The sequence below is a fragment of the Glutamicibacter endophyticus genome (assembly GCF_048457885.1).
GTDB lineage: Bacteria > Actinomycetota > Actinomycetes > Actinomycetales > Micrococcaceae > Glutamicibacter > Glutamicibacter endophyticus.
The window spans coordinates 2,571,569-2,586,082 of record NZ_CP174200.1; the positions used below are offsets into that span (position 1 = coordinate 2,571,569).

Sequence of the window (14,514 nt, forward strand, 5' to 3'; positions counted from 1 at the left end):
GGGAAACCTGACTCATGTCGCCAAATGAAGAACGCCACTCGCTACCCAATCCGCTGGATCCAGAAGAAACAATGAGCCGCGATGAAATTGAATCCATCCAGCTCGCCCGTCTCAGCGAAACCTTGCACTACGCATACGAGAATGTGGAGCACTACCGCACCAAGTACGATGCCGCGGGTGTGCACCCCAATGACTTCAAGGAACTAAAAGACCTCGAGATCTTCCCCTTCACAGAGAAGGAAGACCTACGCGAAACCTACCCCTTTGGCATGTTCGCCGTTCCCCAGCATGAAGTCGCACGCATCCATGCTTCGTCGGGCACCACCGGACGCCCCACGGTCGTGGGATACACCCGCCAAGACCTCGACGACTGGGCAAAGCTGGGCGCACGCTGCCTGCGTCTTTCGGGCGTAAAGCCCGGCTGGAAAGTACACAACGCCTACGGCTATGGTCTGTTCACCGGCGGGCTCGGCGCCCACGCTGCTGCGGAACGCCTCGGCGCGACGGTCATCCCAATGTCCGGCGGGCAGACAGAGAAGCAGATCAGCCTCATTCGAGATTTCGAGCCGGATGCCATCTTGTGTACCCCGACTTATCTGCTCACCATCGGCGATGCCATGCAGCATCAGGGTTTGGACCCCCGGGATACCTCGCTGAAGGTCGCCGTACTGGGTGCCGAACCGTGGACTCTGGAAATGCGTCACGAGCTCGAGGAAATGTTTGGCCTTGACGCCTGCGATATTTACGGCCTGTCTGAGGTCATGGGCCCCGGTGTGGCCGGCGAATCTAACGAAACCAAGGATGGCAGCCACATCTGGGAAGATCACTTCCGCCCCGAAATCATCGATGCCTTCGATTCGTCCAAGGTCTTAGGCGACGGCGAACCTGGCGAGCTGGTCTTCACTTCCCTGACCAAACGCGCCTTGCCGATCATTCGTTACCGCACGCACGACCTGACCCGCCTTTTGCCCGGTACCGCCCGCCCGGGGCACCGCCGGATGGGACGAATTACCGGACGAAGCGATGACATGATCATCTTGCGGGGTGTGAATCTCTTCCCGAGCCAGATTGAAGAATTGATCCTCAAGGTACCGGCGCTCTCGCCGCACTTCCAATTGATCTTGACCCGTCCGGATCGAATGGATCAGCTTGAGGTGAAGGTGGAACGCCGCGAGGATGCCAGCGCCGATGATGCCCGCACTGCCGGGGCTGAGCTGGCGAAGTTGATCAAGATTCACATTGGTTCGAGCTGCGCCATCAGCGTGGTGGAACCCGAAACGCTCGAACGTTCCATGGGAAAGCTCAAGCGAATCTTCGACCGGCGTCAGGACTAGGAACTATAGGCATGGGATAATCGGAGGATCATGACTTCCAAGGATAAAGCGACACACGGCGTGCGGCGCGGCCGCCCCGGCTATGACCAAGACTCGGTTTTGCGCATTGCGGTGCAAGCGTTCAACGAGTACGGCTATGACGCGACCTCCATGGGTAAATTGGCCGAACGGCTGGGCATCAGCAAATCGGCAATCTACCATCATGTTCCTTCGAAACAAGACCTGCTTCGGCTCGCTCTCGATCAGGCCCTCATCCCGCTGGAGGCCGTCGTGGGTGAAGTTGGCGAGCACGATGGGGATGCGGATGAGCGGTTGGAATTCTTCCTGCGCTCAACAATCCGCATCCTCGTCGAGCAGCGCCCCTACGTAACCTTGTTGTTGCGCTTGCGCGGCAATACCGAACTCGAGCGTGCCGCCGTGGAACGCCGTCGTGCGATCGACCGTAAGCTCGCCGAGCTTGTGGCCACGGCACAGGCCGAAGGGTCGGTTCGCACGGATCTGGACTCTCGGACCACGGCCCGCCTGATGTTCGGCATGATCAACTCCGTGGTCGAGTGGTATCGAGATTCCGGCTCGATCGATGGTTCGGCGCTGGAGCAACACGCCATCGCGCTTGTTTTCGGCGGCCTACACGACACTCGAGCCAAAAGCTCGGCCGCGTAACGAGGCACCCATCACGGGTTGTGCGGATAGCAGCTTCACAGGTTTGGCCGGTAGCATCATTCGGGTGCCTTTGGCGCCCACCGTGATCATCCCGTTGAACTAAGAAGTGTCGTGGAAGAACTATTCTTTAGCCTTTTCTCGCAGTCCCCCGGAACCGACTCGGGCACCCAGGTGGCGTTGTATTCGCTCAGTGCTGTGCTCTCGGTGATCGCCTGTTTCATGCTGGCGCACCGCAATGATCTAGGCTGGTGGGCTCAAATCCTCTCAGCGTTCGCCGGTCCACTGGTGATCGCCATGCAATATGACATGATGCTCTTGCTCTACGGTGTTCCGGCCTTGCTGATCGGTGTCTTTGGTCTCTGGCGTTTCTCCCGCTTCGAATTCCAAGGCAAGTTCACCCGCAAGGTCACCCGCGCCCCGCTCACCGTGGGCTCGGCGGTGCTGGCCGTGCTGGGTGTTGCCGTCCTGACCGCAGCGCATATGGGTGAAATGCTCAGCACCGGCTTTATTTTCACGCCAGGCACGTCAACGATTTGGATTTCCTTCATTACTGAGGCCGTGGTGCTCATTAGTTTCGCGCTGATCGCTTGCGGCATCCGTCTGGGTTGGCTGACCATGGCCGCGGCCGCCGCGGTCTATGTGGCCACACTATTCACTAACAACCCGGCCTTCGCACTGCTTGGTGTCTGGGTGTTTATGGTGATCGCCGCACTGTACGGATTCTTTGCCTGGCGTCAGCTACCCGCCCGTGACGAGCAGCTCGCGGACGCGTAACGTTTATGGCCCAAAAATGCGACCCCGGCCCCTTTCAAAGGGGCCGGGGTCGCAACGTTTATGGGCTAGTTTCGCCAGCTGTCGTTGAGTGTGAGCGCCCCGTTGGCGTCCACTGTGGCCACCCGGTTCGCACCGGATTCCCACACCACGTTGCCGCTGCCATCAACCTTCACGTACTTGTACTCGAACTGGGTGCCCGCTTCCAGGTTCACAGTTCCAGTCCACGTCGGGTAATTCTCCGCGGAAAGCTCGACTCCGGCGGCCGGGTCCCAGTTACCCAATGCACTCTGGTTGCCCACGATGCGCAGGTTCTGGCCCCAGGTGGTTTCCGCGTTGACCGAAACGCTGACCTTAGCTGGTGGTGGCGGCGGATTTTCGCAGTCCTTCTTGCCGGTGTGGATTGCCAGCGCACCGTAGGCGGGGATCGTTGCGGTGAAGGTGCCGTCGGCAGCCACATCGATCGAACGGTCATTCTCGGAAACAACATCGCAGTAGTTACCGGCGGCCAGGTCACTGGTGTAGGTACGGGTCGTGGCCGATCCGGTGTTGTTGATAGCCACAAATCCCTTATCGCCGCGGCCGAAGGCAATCTGGTTCGAGCCATCGTCCCACCAGCGGGTCACTGGGGCGTCGCCAACGTTGTTGTTGAAGCCGACCATCTCGGTAATTTCGTGCTGGCGCTGCTCGCAGGTCCACTGGCCCGAATCACAGTCGGCGTTCGGAACCGAGTTCTGGGTAGCTCCCGGAGCCCCGGCATCGAAGTCGGTAAAGGTGTATCCGGAGTAGACCGTCGGCGAACCGTATGGCCAAGCGAGCATGAAGGTGTTTGCGAGCAGGTACTTGGCGCCCCACTTGTAGCTCATGGATTCGCCGTTACGCTCGGTGTCGTGGTTTGAAACGAACACACCGGCCCGGTTGCTTGGAAGCTTGCCGTCGCCGATGAAGCGCAGGTTGGCGATCTGAGCATCGAAATCGTGCTTGAGCTGGCGGGCGTAGTCGAACTCGTGCGAGTCGCCGCTGCCCAGATACTCATCCTCGGTGATCGGTTCATCGGCGGCGCCGATGACCTCGTGTACCCAGTACACATCGGAGTTCTGCATACGGTTCTTGATCTGTTCCAGATCGGTGGCCGGCACATGCTTGGAGGCATCGATGCGGAAGCCGGAAACGCCCAACGACACCAGGTCATCGAGGTAGTCGGCAATCTTCTGCTGCACGTACCCGTCCGAGGTCTTCAGGTCCTGCAGCCCAACCAGGCGGCAGTGCTGAACCTGCCAGCGGTCCTGGTAGTTCGAGATGTTCGTGCGGCAATCGTTGAAATGCTCGTACTTAAAGTCGGGGAAGTTGTCTTCCTCAAAGTATGAGCCGTGCGTTCCATAACCGGATTTACCGGCCCCGGCCATGTGGTTGATCACGGCATCGGCGATCACCTTGACTCCGGCGTCATTGCAGCTTTGGACCATCGCGGAGAACTGCGCACGATCGCCAAGCTTGGACCCAACCTGATAACTCACCGGCTGGTACGAGGTCCACCACTGGGAACCCTGAACGTGCTCGGCGGGCGGCGAAACCTGGACGTAGCCGTAACCTGCAGGCCCAATCGTGGAAGTGCATTCATCGGCGACCGAGTTCCAGTTCCATTGGAAGAGGTTCAGGACCACATCCTTGCCGTCGTTCGCTGGCGTGGCCGCCTGGGCTGGTACCCCGACAAGTGGTGTGGCCAGTAAGGCCGCGCCGGCGGCAACGCTAGCCAGCCGCCTACTGAGTTTGCCCCGCCTCCCCCATAACTTTGATGTGGTGCGTGATGACGATAGACCCACGATTGAGCTCCTTTGCTGTGCTGAGAATTTTGGCCCGGACTAAGCCGTCCGTTCCGGTCACCTGCATGTCAGATGCGTGACCTGCGACACAACTGTAAGCGCTTTCTTCATTTACGCCAAGAGGTCAATTTGTGAAAACTCGTTAAATCCGCGACACGTTCAACTAAAATCGGCGAAACATTTTTTGGAGACCCTCGAGTTTCGCTATAAACTGTAAGCGTTTCCACACGTGTTTGGGGCACGTGTACACCTCCACCGGAACGCATGGCGCGTTAAGCGCAAAAGGTGGGCACCGCGCATGCGCGGTGCCCACCTTTTGCGTTCTAAGGACTACTTACTGCCCGAAGTTCGCGTAGGTTTCATCCTTTTTCTCGACCAGCGTCAACACATCATAGGTGGCAACGATCTCGTCGTTCTGGTTGTGCAAGATCGCATCCCACGCCACCTCGCCGTACTCGTCCGTAACCCGTGGAGTGATCTTCTTGGCGGTCAGCGTGACTCGGATCGAATCGCCAGCAGCAACCGGGGTAATGAAGCGCAGATTTTCCAGCCCGTAATTAGCCAGCACGGGCCCCGGAGCCGGCTCCACGAACAATCCGGCCGCCCAAGAAACCAGCAGGTACCCGTGCGCCACGATTCCGGGGAAGAACGGGTTCGCTGCGGCGGCTTCTTGTTGCGTATGGGCATAGAACGTATCGCCCGTACTGGTGGCGAAATCGCTAATATCCTGCAAGGTGACCTCGCGCAGGTCCGAGGCAAAGCCATCGCCAATGGACAGTTCGGCGAGCGATTTACGGAATGGGTGCACGTTCTGGCTCTGCCCGCCAAAGCGTTCGCAGCCGGCCAGTCGCTGATCCGCGCCGGTGTGCCAGACGCCGGTCAATGACGTCAGCATGTTCGGCGAGCCCTGCACCGCGGTGCGTTGCATGTGGTGCTTCACCGAGCGAATACCACCCAGCTCTTCGCCGCCACCGGCACGTCCTGGACCGCCGTGTACGAGGTGCGGCACCGGCGAACCATGACCGGTGCTACTGCGCGCGGTTTCACGGTTCAGAATGTGCACACGTCCGTGGTGGGCGGCGATGCCCACGGTCAGCTCACGCATGACCTCGGCATCATTGGTGCACACCGTCGCGACCAGAGAGCCGGAGCCCATGGCGGCTAGTTCTACGGCCTGCTCAAGCGAGTCGTATCCAATCACCGATGAGACCGGTCCGAAGGCCTCACGCGAGTGCACAACCGGGTTCTGCGGATCGTCCCAGCGCAGCACCAGCGGGGACATGAAGGCACCCCGCTCGGCGACCGCGTCCTTCTCCGGAGCAACTCGCACTGCCGGGGCATCCAAGCGCCCATAGGCAATTTCACCACCGGCGGCCAGCATGTCTTCAACCGCCGCGCGCACATCGCGCAGCTGGTCCAAGGACGCCAGCGCACCCATGGTCACCCCTTCAACTCGTGGGTCACCGAGCACCACGCGTTGCTCGAGGCGTTCCGAAACCGCCGCGATCACCGGCTCCACGAGAGCCTGCGGGACGATACTGCGGCGAATGGCGGTGCACTTCTGCCCGGCCTTGACCGTCATTTCGGTAACCACGGCCTTGACGAAGGCATCGAATTCGGCCGTTCCTTCGACCGCGTCGGGCCCCAGAATCGCCGCGTTGAGCGAGTCGGTTTCGCTGGTGAAGCGCACGCCGCCCTCCACCACATTCGGGTGAGACTTGAGCCGGTTGGCGGTGGCCGCCGACCCGGTAAAGGCGAGCATATCGCGGTAGTCCAGATGATCCAGGATGTCGCGTGCCGAACCGGAGAGCAACTGCAACGAACCCTCGGGAAGAATCCCGGAATCCAGCATCAGCCGCACCACGGCCTCGGCCACATAGCCGGTCGGCGTGGCCGGCTTGACGATGCTTGGCACGCCGGCGATGAAGGCCGGCGCAAATTTCTCTAGCATCCCCCAGACCGGGAAGTTGAACGCGTTGACCTGGACGGCCACACCGGCCAACGGAGTGAAAACATGTGTTCCAAGGAAGGAGCCATCCTTGCTTAGCTGCTCACTGGGGCCATCGAGGATGACGTTGGCGTTGGGCAGTTCGCGGCGACCCTTCGAGGAAAAGGTGAACAGCACACCGATACCGCCGTCAATGTCGACCATCGAGTCGATCTTGGTTGCGCCAGTCCGGTAGGAGAGTTCATACAGCTCGGGGCGGCGTTCGTTCAGGTACATCGCCAGTTCTTTGAGCTTCAAGGCTCGCTCATGCAGGGTCAGCGCGGAGAGCGAGCGCTGCCCGACGGTGCGCCCATGGTGCACGGCGGCAGCCACGTCGAGGCGCTCGGAGGTCACCGTTGCCAGTAGTTCCCCGGTGTTCGCATCGAGCACCTGGGTTCCGTCGTGGGCCTCGTGGTTCTGCCATTGACCGGCAATGAAGCTGGGGACCACACCAATCTGGGCTGTCGACATCGACATAATTCCTTCCTGAACGATCGGTCAGTATTAGAATCAACAGTATCAGCACAACGTGAGTCACAACACCTAAGCGAGGCAACCCGTGCAAAATTCCCTTCAACCGTGGACGATCGAGCTCGGCGAACTCGACAAGAAAATGGGCGTTCGCATCGTCGAAGAGTCCGTTGAGCGAGTCGTGGCCACCATGCCCGTAGCCGGAAATACTCAGTCCTTCGGACTCCTGCACGGCGGCGCATCACTGGCCGTCGGTGAGGCCGTGGGTTCGTGGGCAGCGGTGAAATACGCCTCCACCTTCGGCAAGGTAGTGGTGGGCGTCGATGTCAACGCCACGCATCACCGCTCGGCAACCGATGGGCTGGTCACCATCACCGCTACCCCACTCAAATTGGGCCGCCGACTAACGAGTCACGAAGTGGTGATCACCGATGAGCAGCAACGGCGGATCTGCACCCTGCGCATCACCAACCTTGTCATCGACAAGCCTAGTCACTAGCCTCTAGAGGGCCGCATCTGCGGCGTTCTGCACGTCGAGCAGCGCCCGAAGGGCGCTAAGCTCCGTCGCGTCCAACCCCAGGGAGGCCACATATTCATCCGCGGGTCCGAGCCAGCTTAGAAAATCCGCCAGCGCCGTAGCCCGCTCCCGAATCTTTGCCGATAGTTCAGCTTCGCCCTGATAGCGCTCATAGGGGTGCGGACGCGGGGCCACTCGGTGCCATTCATTGATACCGCGCACCGCCCACTGATCGTGCTCATAGGCCAATTCCGGGCGACCGGCCAGGGCCAAGAGCAATGTGGCGATGAGCCCCGACCGATCGCGCCCTGCCGAACAGTGCAGAAGAGTCGGGCGTGGATCGGCGGCCAGATAGCGAAACAGCTCCCGCAATTGCTCAGCGAACTCCTCGCAGACCACTCGATACAGGGCCGGATGATTCATATAGGGCACCGCGAGACGCTCGTAGCGGGCGTTGCCGGGGCGCTCGAGCGGAAAATTTCGTAGCTCCAGCCCCTCAAGGGCCGCCGCAGAGATTTGCGGGTCGGTATCGCGGGTACGAATCTCGTCCGGGTTGCGTAGATCGATAACGCGCGCGATGCCCGAAGCCCGCACCTGCTGCCAGCCTCGCTCGGTGAGCCACTCCCGCCGCCCCATCCGGAAGCATCCGCCGATGATCCGGCGGGCGTTGACCGCACCCTCCCACGGCATATCCTCCGCCAGGGGTCGGTACTCGAAAGCTGGGCTCATATATTCATTGCACCATAGCCAGCCAGCGTTGTAGAGTTTTACCAATTGAGATTTCTCAATCACTAACGATCCTTAGGAGGGATAACGATGAGTGTCCAGAATCTGCACCCAGCCCTACCCCATTACCTCAAGGATTATGACCGTGTCTTATATCGCCCCCACCCCATCTTCTGCCGCCGCCTTATCGGCCACGGAGGCTGAGAGTTTTCAACCGCTGCGCAAACGCCAACGGCAGTGGAACGAATCAACAGACCCCGCTGCGCTCCCGGAGCATCAGCGGTATTCCAGCTGGCCCAACGTGGAAAAATCGTGCCGCGGACCCCAGCCCTACCCACAGTGGATTATCGAGGATGCCGCAGCCATCGACACCGAACTGGGCATTTTGAAAACGGGCAAGGAAGGTGACGTTTTTCTTCTCGAACGAGCCACCGATAGCCGTTCGGTGCTGCTGGCCGCAAAGCGTTATCGCGGGCGCGATCATTCGCAATTTACCCGCTCCGCGGCCTATAGTGAGGGCCGCGCCGCCCGGCGCTCGCGCGATAACCGCGCGGTGGCCAACAACAGTACCTTTGGCCGACTCGTCGCCGCCCAGCAATGGGTCAACGCGGAGTGGAACTACCTGAAAACCTGCCACGCGGCGGGCGTGCCGGTGCCCTATCCCGTACAGGTCGACGGCACCGAGATCCTCATGGAGTTCATCTCCGACCCGGAGCATCCGCAGGCTGCTGCCCCACGACTGGCGCAGCTACCTAGGCACGATCGACGCCTACCGCTGCTCTGGGAACAGCTCGAGGCCGCCATGGAGTCTCTGGCCATCGCTGGTCTGACCCACGGTGACCTCTCCCCCTACAACATACTGGTCGCCGGGGACCGGCTCGTGCTGATCGATATGCCGCAATGTGTGGATCTGGCCGGGAACGTGCAGGGGCTGGACTTCCTGCACCGTGACTGCGTGAATATCTGCACCTGGTTCAGTTCCAAGGGACTGGAACGGAACCCGGAGCAGTTATTCTCCTCGCTACTGGCCAGCATGTATTAGCGGGACGGCCGCCGGATAGCTTCTACCAGTCGTAAAAGCCTCGTCCGCTCTTGCGACCGAGCTCTCCGGCGGCCACCTTATCCTTGAGGATCTGCGGTGGCGCGAAGCGCTCCCCCAGTCGCTCATGCAGGTACTCGGCAATGCCGAGGCGAACATCGAGCCCCACAATATCGGTGGTCTTCAGCGGACCGGTGGGGTGCTTGTATCCCAGCACCATCGCATTGTCGATGTCTTCGGCGCTGGCCACGCCCTCTTCGACCATGCGCATGGCCTCCAGGGCAATGGCAACCCCGAGTCGAGACGAGGCGAACCCGGGAGCGTCGTTGACCACCACGGCGGTCTTGCCCAGCGCCTGCACCCAACCGCGAGCGATCTGTGCCGTCTCGGCCGCACTTTGCGCACCGATCACGACCTCGATCAGGGTCGAGGCTGGGACCGGGTTGAAGAAGTGCAACCCGAGGAAACGTTCGGGGCGCTGCAACTGCTGCGCAAGGTCACTGACCGAGATGGACGAGGTGTTCGAAGCCAACCAGGCCTCCGAATCGATAACCTCTTCCACCTTGCGTAAGGATTCGACCTTCAGGTCCCATAGTTCGGGCACCGCCTCAACGACCAGCTGTGCCGGAGCGAAATCGGCGTAGTGGGCGCTGACCTGCAAGCGAGATTCCAATTCGGCACGGTCACCGGCGAATCCGCGGGCCAGGGACTTCTCGATGGAATCGAGCACACGCCCGCGGGCGGCCTCGGCTGCCTCGGCGTCACGCTCCACAACCGTCACCGACGATCCGGCGAGCACGAAGCCGTGGGCGATACCTGCGCCCATTCGTCCGCCGCCGAGGACGCCGACCCGTTCGGGTGCCTGGTTATCGCTCACTTCTTCTTCCTTTCAAGAAAGGCCTGCATACGGTCGAATTTGGCTTGAGATTCAAAGAGCATGCCCTGCGCCAGAGTGTCGATGACGGGGTGCACCTCGCGCGGGGTGTGGAACACGGTTTTGCTCAGCCGCACCGCCAGCGGATCCTGGGCGGCAATTTGATCGGCGAGCGCCTCCGCGGCACCATCCAATTCGGTTCCGGACACCAGCTCCGTCACCAGGCCGGTCTGAAGGCACTGCTCGCCGGTTAGCACCTTGCCGGCCATCAAAATCAGTTTCGCCAGCGGTTCGCCAACCAGCTCCTTAAGCCGCCAAGTGGCTCCCGCCGCGGCCATAATGCCCAGATTGGTTTCGGGGTTGCCCATGCGCACCTCTGGGGTGCCGATCCGGAAGTCTGCCGCGTAGGCCAGTTCCGCACCACCACCGAGCACGAAGCCGTCGAGGGCTGCAATCACCGGCATCGGCAGTTTGGCGACCCGGTCGAACAGGGTGGAGTTGATACCGGCGAGGGCGTCGTCGCGGCGGCGTTCGCGCAGCTGGGCAATATCGGCCCCGGAAGCGAACACCGCCTTGCGCCCGTGCTCCGGGTCGGCGGGACTTCCGGCCAGAATCAAAATACGCGGGCGGGCTTCGAGCTCGGCGCAGACGGCATGTAGTTCATCGATCATCTGCTGATCGATGGCGTTCCTGACCTCTGGGCGATGCAGGCGCACCCACAAGCGGTCGGTTCCCTCGGTGACTTTGAGGGTGGTGAAATCGGCGGCGCTAAAGGAGCTCATCTAGACGCCCTCCACCAGTAGCGCACTGCCCTGACCCACACCGACGCACATCGTGGCGACCCCGAGCTTGCGCTGATCTGAGGCGAGTTCGCGCTCCATGCGTCCGAGCAGGGTGATCACGAGCCGGGAGCCGCTGGAACCCAGCGGGTGACCCAGTGCGATCGCTCCACCGTCGCGGTTGACGATCTGCTCGTCAACCCCCAATTCACGCATGCACGCCAATGACTGCGAGGCGAAGGCCTCATTCAGTTCCATGGCGCCGATCTGCCCGATCTGAAGGCCGGCGCGTTGCAGCACCTTGTTGGTGGCCGGCACCGGGCCCATGCCCATAATTTCCTGGGCCAGGCCGGCGGACTGCCCGTCAATCACCCGGGCCCGTGCTCGCAGCCCGTATTTTTCGACGGCGCGTTCGGAAACCACCAGAATCGCCGAGGCACCGTCGTTGAGGGTCGAGGCGTTGCCGGCGGTGACGACCGAGCCCCCGCTGACGACCGGGCGCAGACCGGCCAAGACTTCGGCGGTGGTTCCTGGGCGTGGCCCCTCGTCGGTATCCACCACGGTATCGGCCTTGCGCCCACGAACGGTGATCGGGACGATCTCGTCAACGAAGCGTCCGGCCTCGATCGCGGCCAGCGCTCGGGCGTGAGACTGTACCGCGAAGGCATCGCAATCTTCACGCGAGACGTTGTAGACCCGAGCGACCTCTTCGGCGGTTTCCGGCATCGAGTACGTGGCCTTGCCATCGCGGGAGAGCTCCCCGGAGAGGAACTTCGGGTTGGGGAAACGCCAGCCAATGGAGGTGTCGTAGACCTCGCCGGGCTTGGCGAAGGCCTTTGCCGGCTTCTCCATCACCCACGGGGCCCGCGACATGGATTCCACGCCACCGGCCACCACAATGTCGGCGGCACCGGATTTGATCATCTGGCTCGCCAGGGTAATGGCGCTCATCCCGGAGGCACAGAGTCGGTTCACCGTGATGCCCGGTACGCTGTCGGGGAAACCGGCCAGCAACCAGCTCATCCGGGCGACATTCCGGTTTTCTTCACCGGCGCCGTTGGCGTTGCCGAGGATGACCTCGTCGACCAGTGCCGGGTCGATCCCGGCCTTGTCGATCACGTCCTTAATGGTCGCCGCCGCCAGATCGTCGGGACGCACCGCGCTCAGGGCGCCACCGTAGCGTCCAACCGCCGTGCGCGAACCGCCCACCAGAAATGCCTCGGTCATGAATACTCCTTCGTCATGCGGCGCTCCGCCCCACGGGTTACTTACCGACCATTCGTTCACTAATAGAATCACATTCCGGTGTGACCAGCGTCAAGGCCCAAGGTGCGAACCGGCCGACCCGCAACGGAAAATCGCAGACGCAAGTTCGAACCCTGAGCACGGAAGCGACTAGCATTCATAAGGTGAGTACCGTAGACAATTCTTCTTTGCCCGCGAAGGTTTCGGACACCTTCGATCCCTCGCGCTGGCGCGAAGTCGAAGGCTTCGACTTCACCGACATCACCTACCACCGTCAGGTAGAGCGCGACGCCTCCGGCAGCGTGCTCCGCGACCTGCCCACCGTGCGCATTGCCTTCGACCGCCCCGAGGTACGCAACGCCTTCCGCCCACACACCGTGGACGAACTCTATCGCGCGATGGACCACGCCCGCATGACCTCGGACGTGGCCACGGTACTGCTCACCGGCAACGGCCCCTCCCCCAAGGACGGCGGCTTCGCCTTCTGCTCCGGCGGCGATCAGCGCATCCGCGGCCGCGACGGCTACCGCTACGCCGAGGGCGAGACCCGCGAATCTATCGATCCGGCCCGCGCCGGCCGGTTGCACATCCTCGAGGTCCAACGCCTGATGCGCACCATGCCCAAGGTGGTGCTCTGCGTGGTCAACGGCTGGGCCGCCGGCGGTGGGCATTCGCTGCATGTGGTCTCCGATCTGACCATCGCCAGCCGCGAGCACGGGAAGTTCAAGCAGACCGATGCCACCGTCGGCTCCTTCGACGCCGGCTACGGCTCCGCCCTGCTGGCGCGTCAGGTCGGGCAGAAAACCGCCCGCGAAATCTTCTTCTTGGCCCGTCAATACTCGGCCGAGGACATGGTGCGCATGGGCGCCGTCAACGAGGCCGTGGATCACGCTCGGCTCGAAGAGGTCGCCTTGGAGTATGCCGCCGATATTGCCCGCCAGTCGCCGCAGGCCATCCGGATGCTCAAGTTCGCGTTCAACCTCGCCGACGATGGACTGGCCGGACAGCAGGTCTTCGCCGGTGAAGCCACCCGCATGGCCTACATGACCGACGAGGCGGTGGAGGGACGCGACGCCTTCCTGGCCAAGCGAGACCCGGATTGGTCCTCCCACCCGTACTACTTCTAAGAGCAAAGGCCCCCGCCCATGTCCAGTGAAGCCCTACACCTGAGCCTGCTCTCGAAGCTGGCCGCCGGAATCAATGCCGACGGTCCGGCCATCGAGGTCGTGGCCGACGCCAGCTCCCCCGATGGCGTGCGGGTCGAGCAACTCACGGAGCAGGAGTTGCGCGGATATGAGCAGCCACTGCTGGTGGTGCGCACCTCCGGTTCCACCGGACGGGCCAAGCGCACGGTGCTGTCGGTGGAGGCCATGGCCTCCAGCGCGCAGGCCACCGCCGAATATCTCGGTTTCGAGGGCCAATGGCTCTTGGCCCTGCCCGTGCACTACATCGCCGGGCTGAGCGTGCTCACCCGATCGCTGTTCGCCGGCACCCGCCCGGTGCTGCTCCCGGAGGAGGGCACGTTCACACCGGCCGGATTCACGCAGGCCGCCGAGTCCATGCTCGAAAAGAAGCGGCTTACCGCGCTGGTGCCTACCCAGCTGGCCCGGCTGCTCGATTCCCCCTCGGCGCAGACGGTGGCCGTGCTCAAACGCTTTGACGCGATCCTGCTCGGCGGCGCACGGGCCAGCCGCGATCTGCTCACGCGGGCCCGGCACCACGGCTTGCGGATCTTCCAAACCTACGGTTCCAGCGAAACCGCTGGCGGGCTGGTGTATAACGGCACCGCACTGCCCGGGGTCAAACTCGCCGTAGGCGCCGAGGGCCGAGTTCGAGTCACCGGCCCGATGCTTGCCGACGGCTACCTCGGTGACCCGGCGGGCACCGCCGAGCATTTCCCGCTCATCGACGGCGAACGCTGGTACCTCACCGATGACGCCGGGACCGTGCGCGGTCAGCGGCTACAAATTTCCGGTCGCCTCGACGATGTGATCAATACCGGCGGCCTCAAGCTCTCGGCCGGCCAGCTCACCGGACACCTCGAGGAATTCTTCGATCAGGTACTGGTGGTGCCGGTCCCCGACGCGCAGTGGGGTCAGGCGGTGGGACTCGGGTACTCCGGCCCGACCGACACCAACGTGGCCTTCGCCGCGGTGCGCCAGGCCATTGGCCCCCATGCGGTGCCTAAACGCACCAAGCATTACCGTGACGGGCTACCGATGCTTCCGAACGGGAAATTCGATCGCCGCAAGATCATCGAGGACCTCAGCCAGTAGACCGGCTCG

At 62.2% G+C, this 14,514-nt stretch carries 13 protein-coding genes; 7 read left to right on the forward strand and 6 right to left on the reverse strand.

Features of this window, described 5'->3' with window-relative positions; genetic code table 11:
• Positions 1-14: 14 nt before the first annotated feature.
• The 3 genes from ACJD00_RS12000 to ACJD00_RS12010 all read left to right on the forward strand — a co-directional run bounded on the left by ACJD00_RS12000 (position 15) and on the right by ACJD00_RS12010 (position 2,771).
• A complete protein-coding gene (locus tag ACJD00_RS12000; RefSeq protein WP_418907182.1) occupies positions 15-1,334 on the forward strand; it encodes a phenylacetate--CoA ligase family protein in 1,320 nt (439 codons plus the stop codon).
• A gap of 30 nt (positions 1,335-1,364) precedes the next feature.
• The gene (locus tag ACJD00_RS12005; RefSeq protein WP_418907184.1) at positions 1,365-1,997 is read left to right on the forward strand and encodes a TetR/AcrR family transcriptional regulator; all 633 of its coding nucleotides are present in this window, start codon (positions 1,365-1,367) and stop codon (positions 1,995-1,997) included.
• Between the two features lie 111 nt (positions 1,998-2,108).
• Positions 2,109-2,771 (forward strand): nicotinamide mononucleotide transporter, encoded by a 663-nt coding sequence (locus tag ACJD00_RS12010; RefSeq protein WP_418907185.1) that lies wholly within the window; start codon positions 2,109-2,111, stop codon positions 2,769-2,771.
• A gap of 65 nt (positions 2,772-2,836) precedes the next feature.
• On the opposite strand, the gene ACJD00_RS12015 is transcribed toward ACJD00_RS12010, so the two are convergent.
• Together ACJD00_RS12015 and paaZ are read right to left on the reverse strand one after the other, a co-directional pair.
• Positions 2,837-4,591, reverse strand: a complete 1,755-nt coding sequence (locus ACJD00_RS12015) for a carbohydrate-binding module family 20 domain-containing protein (protein WP_418907186.1) — start codon at positions 4,589-4,591, stop codon at positions 2,837-2,839.
• Positions 4,592-4,925: 334 nt separating this feature from the next.
• Positions 4,926-7,049: a phenylacetic acid degradation bifunctional protein PaaZ gene (paaZ, locus tag ACJD00_RS12020; protein ID WP_418907188.1), complete on the reverse strand. Its 2,124-nt coding sequence runs from the start codon at positions 7,047-7,049 to the stop codon at positions 4,926-4,928.
• A gap of 142 nt (positions 7,050-7,191) precedes the next feature.
• On the opposite strand from paaZ, the gene ACJD00_RS12025 reads away from it, so the two are divergent.
• A complete protein-coding gene (locus tag ACJD00_RS12025; RefSeq protein ID WP_418909334.1) occupies positions 7,192-7,548 on the forward strand; it encodes a hotdog fold thioesterase in 357 nt (118 codons plus the stop codon).
• A 3-nt stretch (positions 7,549-7,551) separates the two neighbouring features.
• Here the strand turns inward: ACJD00_RS12025 and ACJD00_RS12030 are convergent, their stop codons facing one another.
• A complete protein-coding gene (locus ACJD00_RS12030) occupies positions 7,552-8,295 on the reverse strand; it encodes a tyrosine-protein phosphatase (RefSeq protein WP_418907189.1) in 744 nt (247 codons plus the stop codon).
• A 142-nt stretch (positions 8,296-8,437) separates the two neighbouring features.
• Between ACJD00_RS12030 and ACJD00_RS12035 the strand changes: the two genes are divergently transcribed.
• On the forward strand, positions 8,438-9,334 hold the full coding sequence (locus tag ACJD00_RS12035; protein ID WP_418907190.1) for a serine protein kinase RIO: 897 nt from the start codon (positions 8,438-8,440) through the stop codon (positions 9,332-9,334).
• A 22-nt stretch (positions 9,335-9,356) separates the two neighbouring features.
• Here ACJD00_RS12035 and ACJD00_RS12040 read toward each other — a convergent pair whose 3' ends face one another.
• Genes ACJD00_RS12040 through ACJD00_RS12050 form a run of 3 tightly spaced genes read right to left on the reverse strand, consistent with a single transcriptional unit; the run spans position 9,357 to position 12,211 of the window.
• Entirely contained in the window at positions 9,357-10,208 is an 852-nt protein-coding gene (locus tag ACJD00_RS12040; protein ID WP_418907191.1) for a 3-hydroxyacyl-CoA dehydrogenase family protein, read from the reverse strand.
• Complete coding sequence (locus ACJD00_RS12045; protein ID WP_418907192.1) at positions 10,205-10,987, reverse strand: enoyl-CoA hydratase/isomerase family protein; 783 nt, start codon at positions 10,985-10,987, stop codon at positions 10,205-10,207. The genes ACJD00_RS12040 and ACJD00_RS12045 overlap by 4 nt, the downstream gene beginning before the upstream one ends.
• Complete coding sequence (locus ACJD00_RS12050) at positions 10,988-12,211, reverse strand: thiolase family protein (RefSeq protein WP_418907193.1); 1,224 nt, start codon at positions 12,209-12,211, stop codon at positions 10,988-10,990.
• Positions 12,212-12,393: 182 nt separating this feature from the next.
• On the opposite strand from ACJD00_RS12050, the gene ACJD00_RS12055 reads away from it, so the two are divergent.
• Complete coding sequence (locus tag ACJD00_RS12055; RefSeq protein ID WP_418907194.1) at positions 12,394-13,356, forward strand: 1,4-dihydroxy-2-naphthoyl-CoA synthase; 963 nt, start codon at positions 12,394-12,396, stop codon at positions 13,354-13,356.
• An 18-nt stretch (positions 13,357-13,374) separates the two neighbouring features.
• On the forward strand, positions 13,375-14,505 hold the full coding sequence (locus ACJD00_RS12060; RefSeq protein WP_418907195.1) for an AMP-binding protein: 1,131 nt from the start codon (positions 13,375-13,377) through the stop codon (positions 14,503-14,505).
• Positions 14,506-14,514 lie beyond the last annotated feature (9 nt).

Excerpts from the sequence above, each read along its gene's own strand:
- ACJD00_RS12000 (WP_418907182.1), top strand. The coding sequence starts at position 15 with ATGTCGCCAAATGAAGAACGCCACTCGCTACCCAATCCGCTGGATCCA.
- ACJD00_RS12005 (WP_418907184.1), top strand. The coding sequence starts at position 1,365 with ATGACTTCCAAGGATAAAGCGACACACGGCGTGCGGCGCGGCCGCCCC.
- paaZ (WP_418907188.1), bottom strand. The coding sequence starts at position 7,049 with ATGTCGACAGCCCAGATTGGTGTGGTCCCCAGCTTCATTGCCGGTCAA.
- ACJD00_RS12025 (WP_418909334.1), top strand. The coding sequence starts at position 7,192 with ATGGGCGTTCGCATCGTCGAAGAGTCCGTTGAGCGAGTCGTGGCCACC.
- ACJD00_RS12030 (WP_418907189.1), bottom strand. The coding sequence starts at position 8,295 with ATGAGCCCAGCTTTCGAGTACCGACCCCTGGCGGAGGATATGCCGTGG.
- ACJD00_RS12045 (WP_418907192.1), bottom strand. The coding sequence starts at position 10,987 with ATGAGCTCCTTTAGCGCCGCCGATTTCACCACCCTCAAAGTCACCGAG.
- ACJD00_RS12050 (WP_418907193.1), bottom strand. The coding sequence starts at position 12,211 with ATGACCGAGGCATTTCTGGTGGGCGGTTCGCGCACGGCGGTTGGACGC.
- ACJD00_RS12060 (WP_418907195.1), top strand. The coding sequence starts at position 13,375 with ATGTCCAGTGAAGCCCTACACCTGAGCCTGCTCTCGAAGCTGGCCGCC.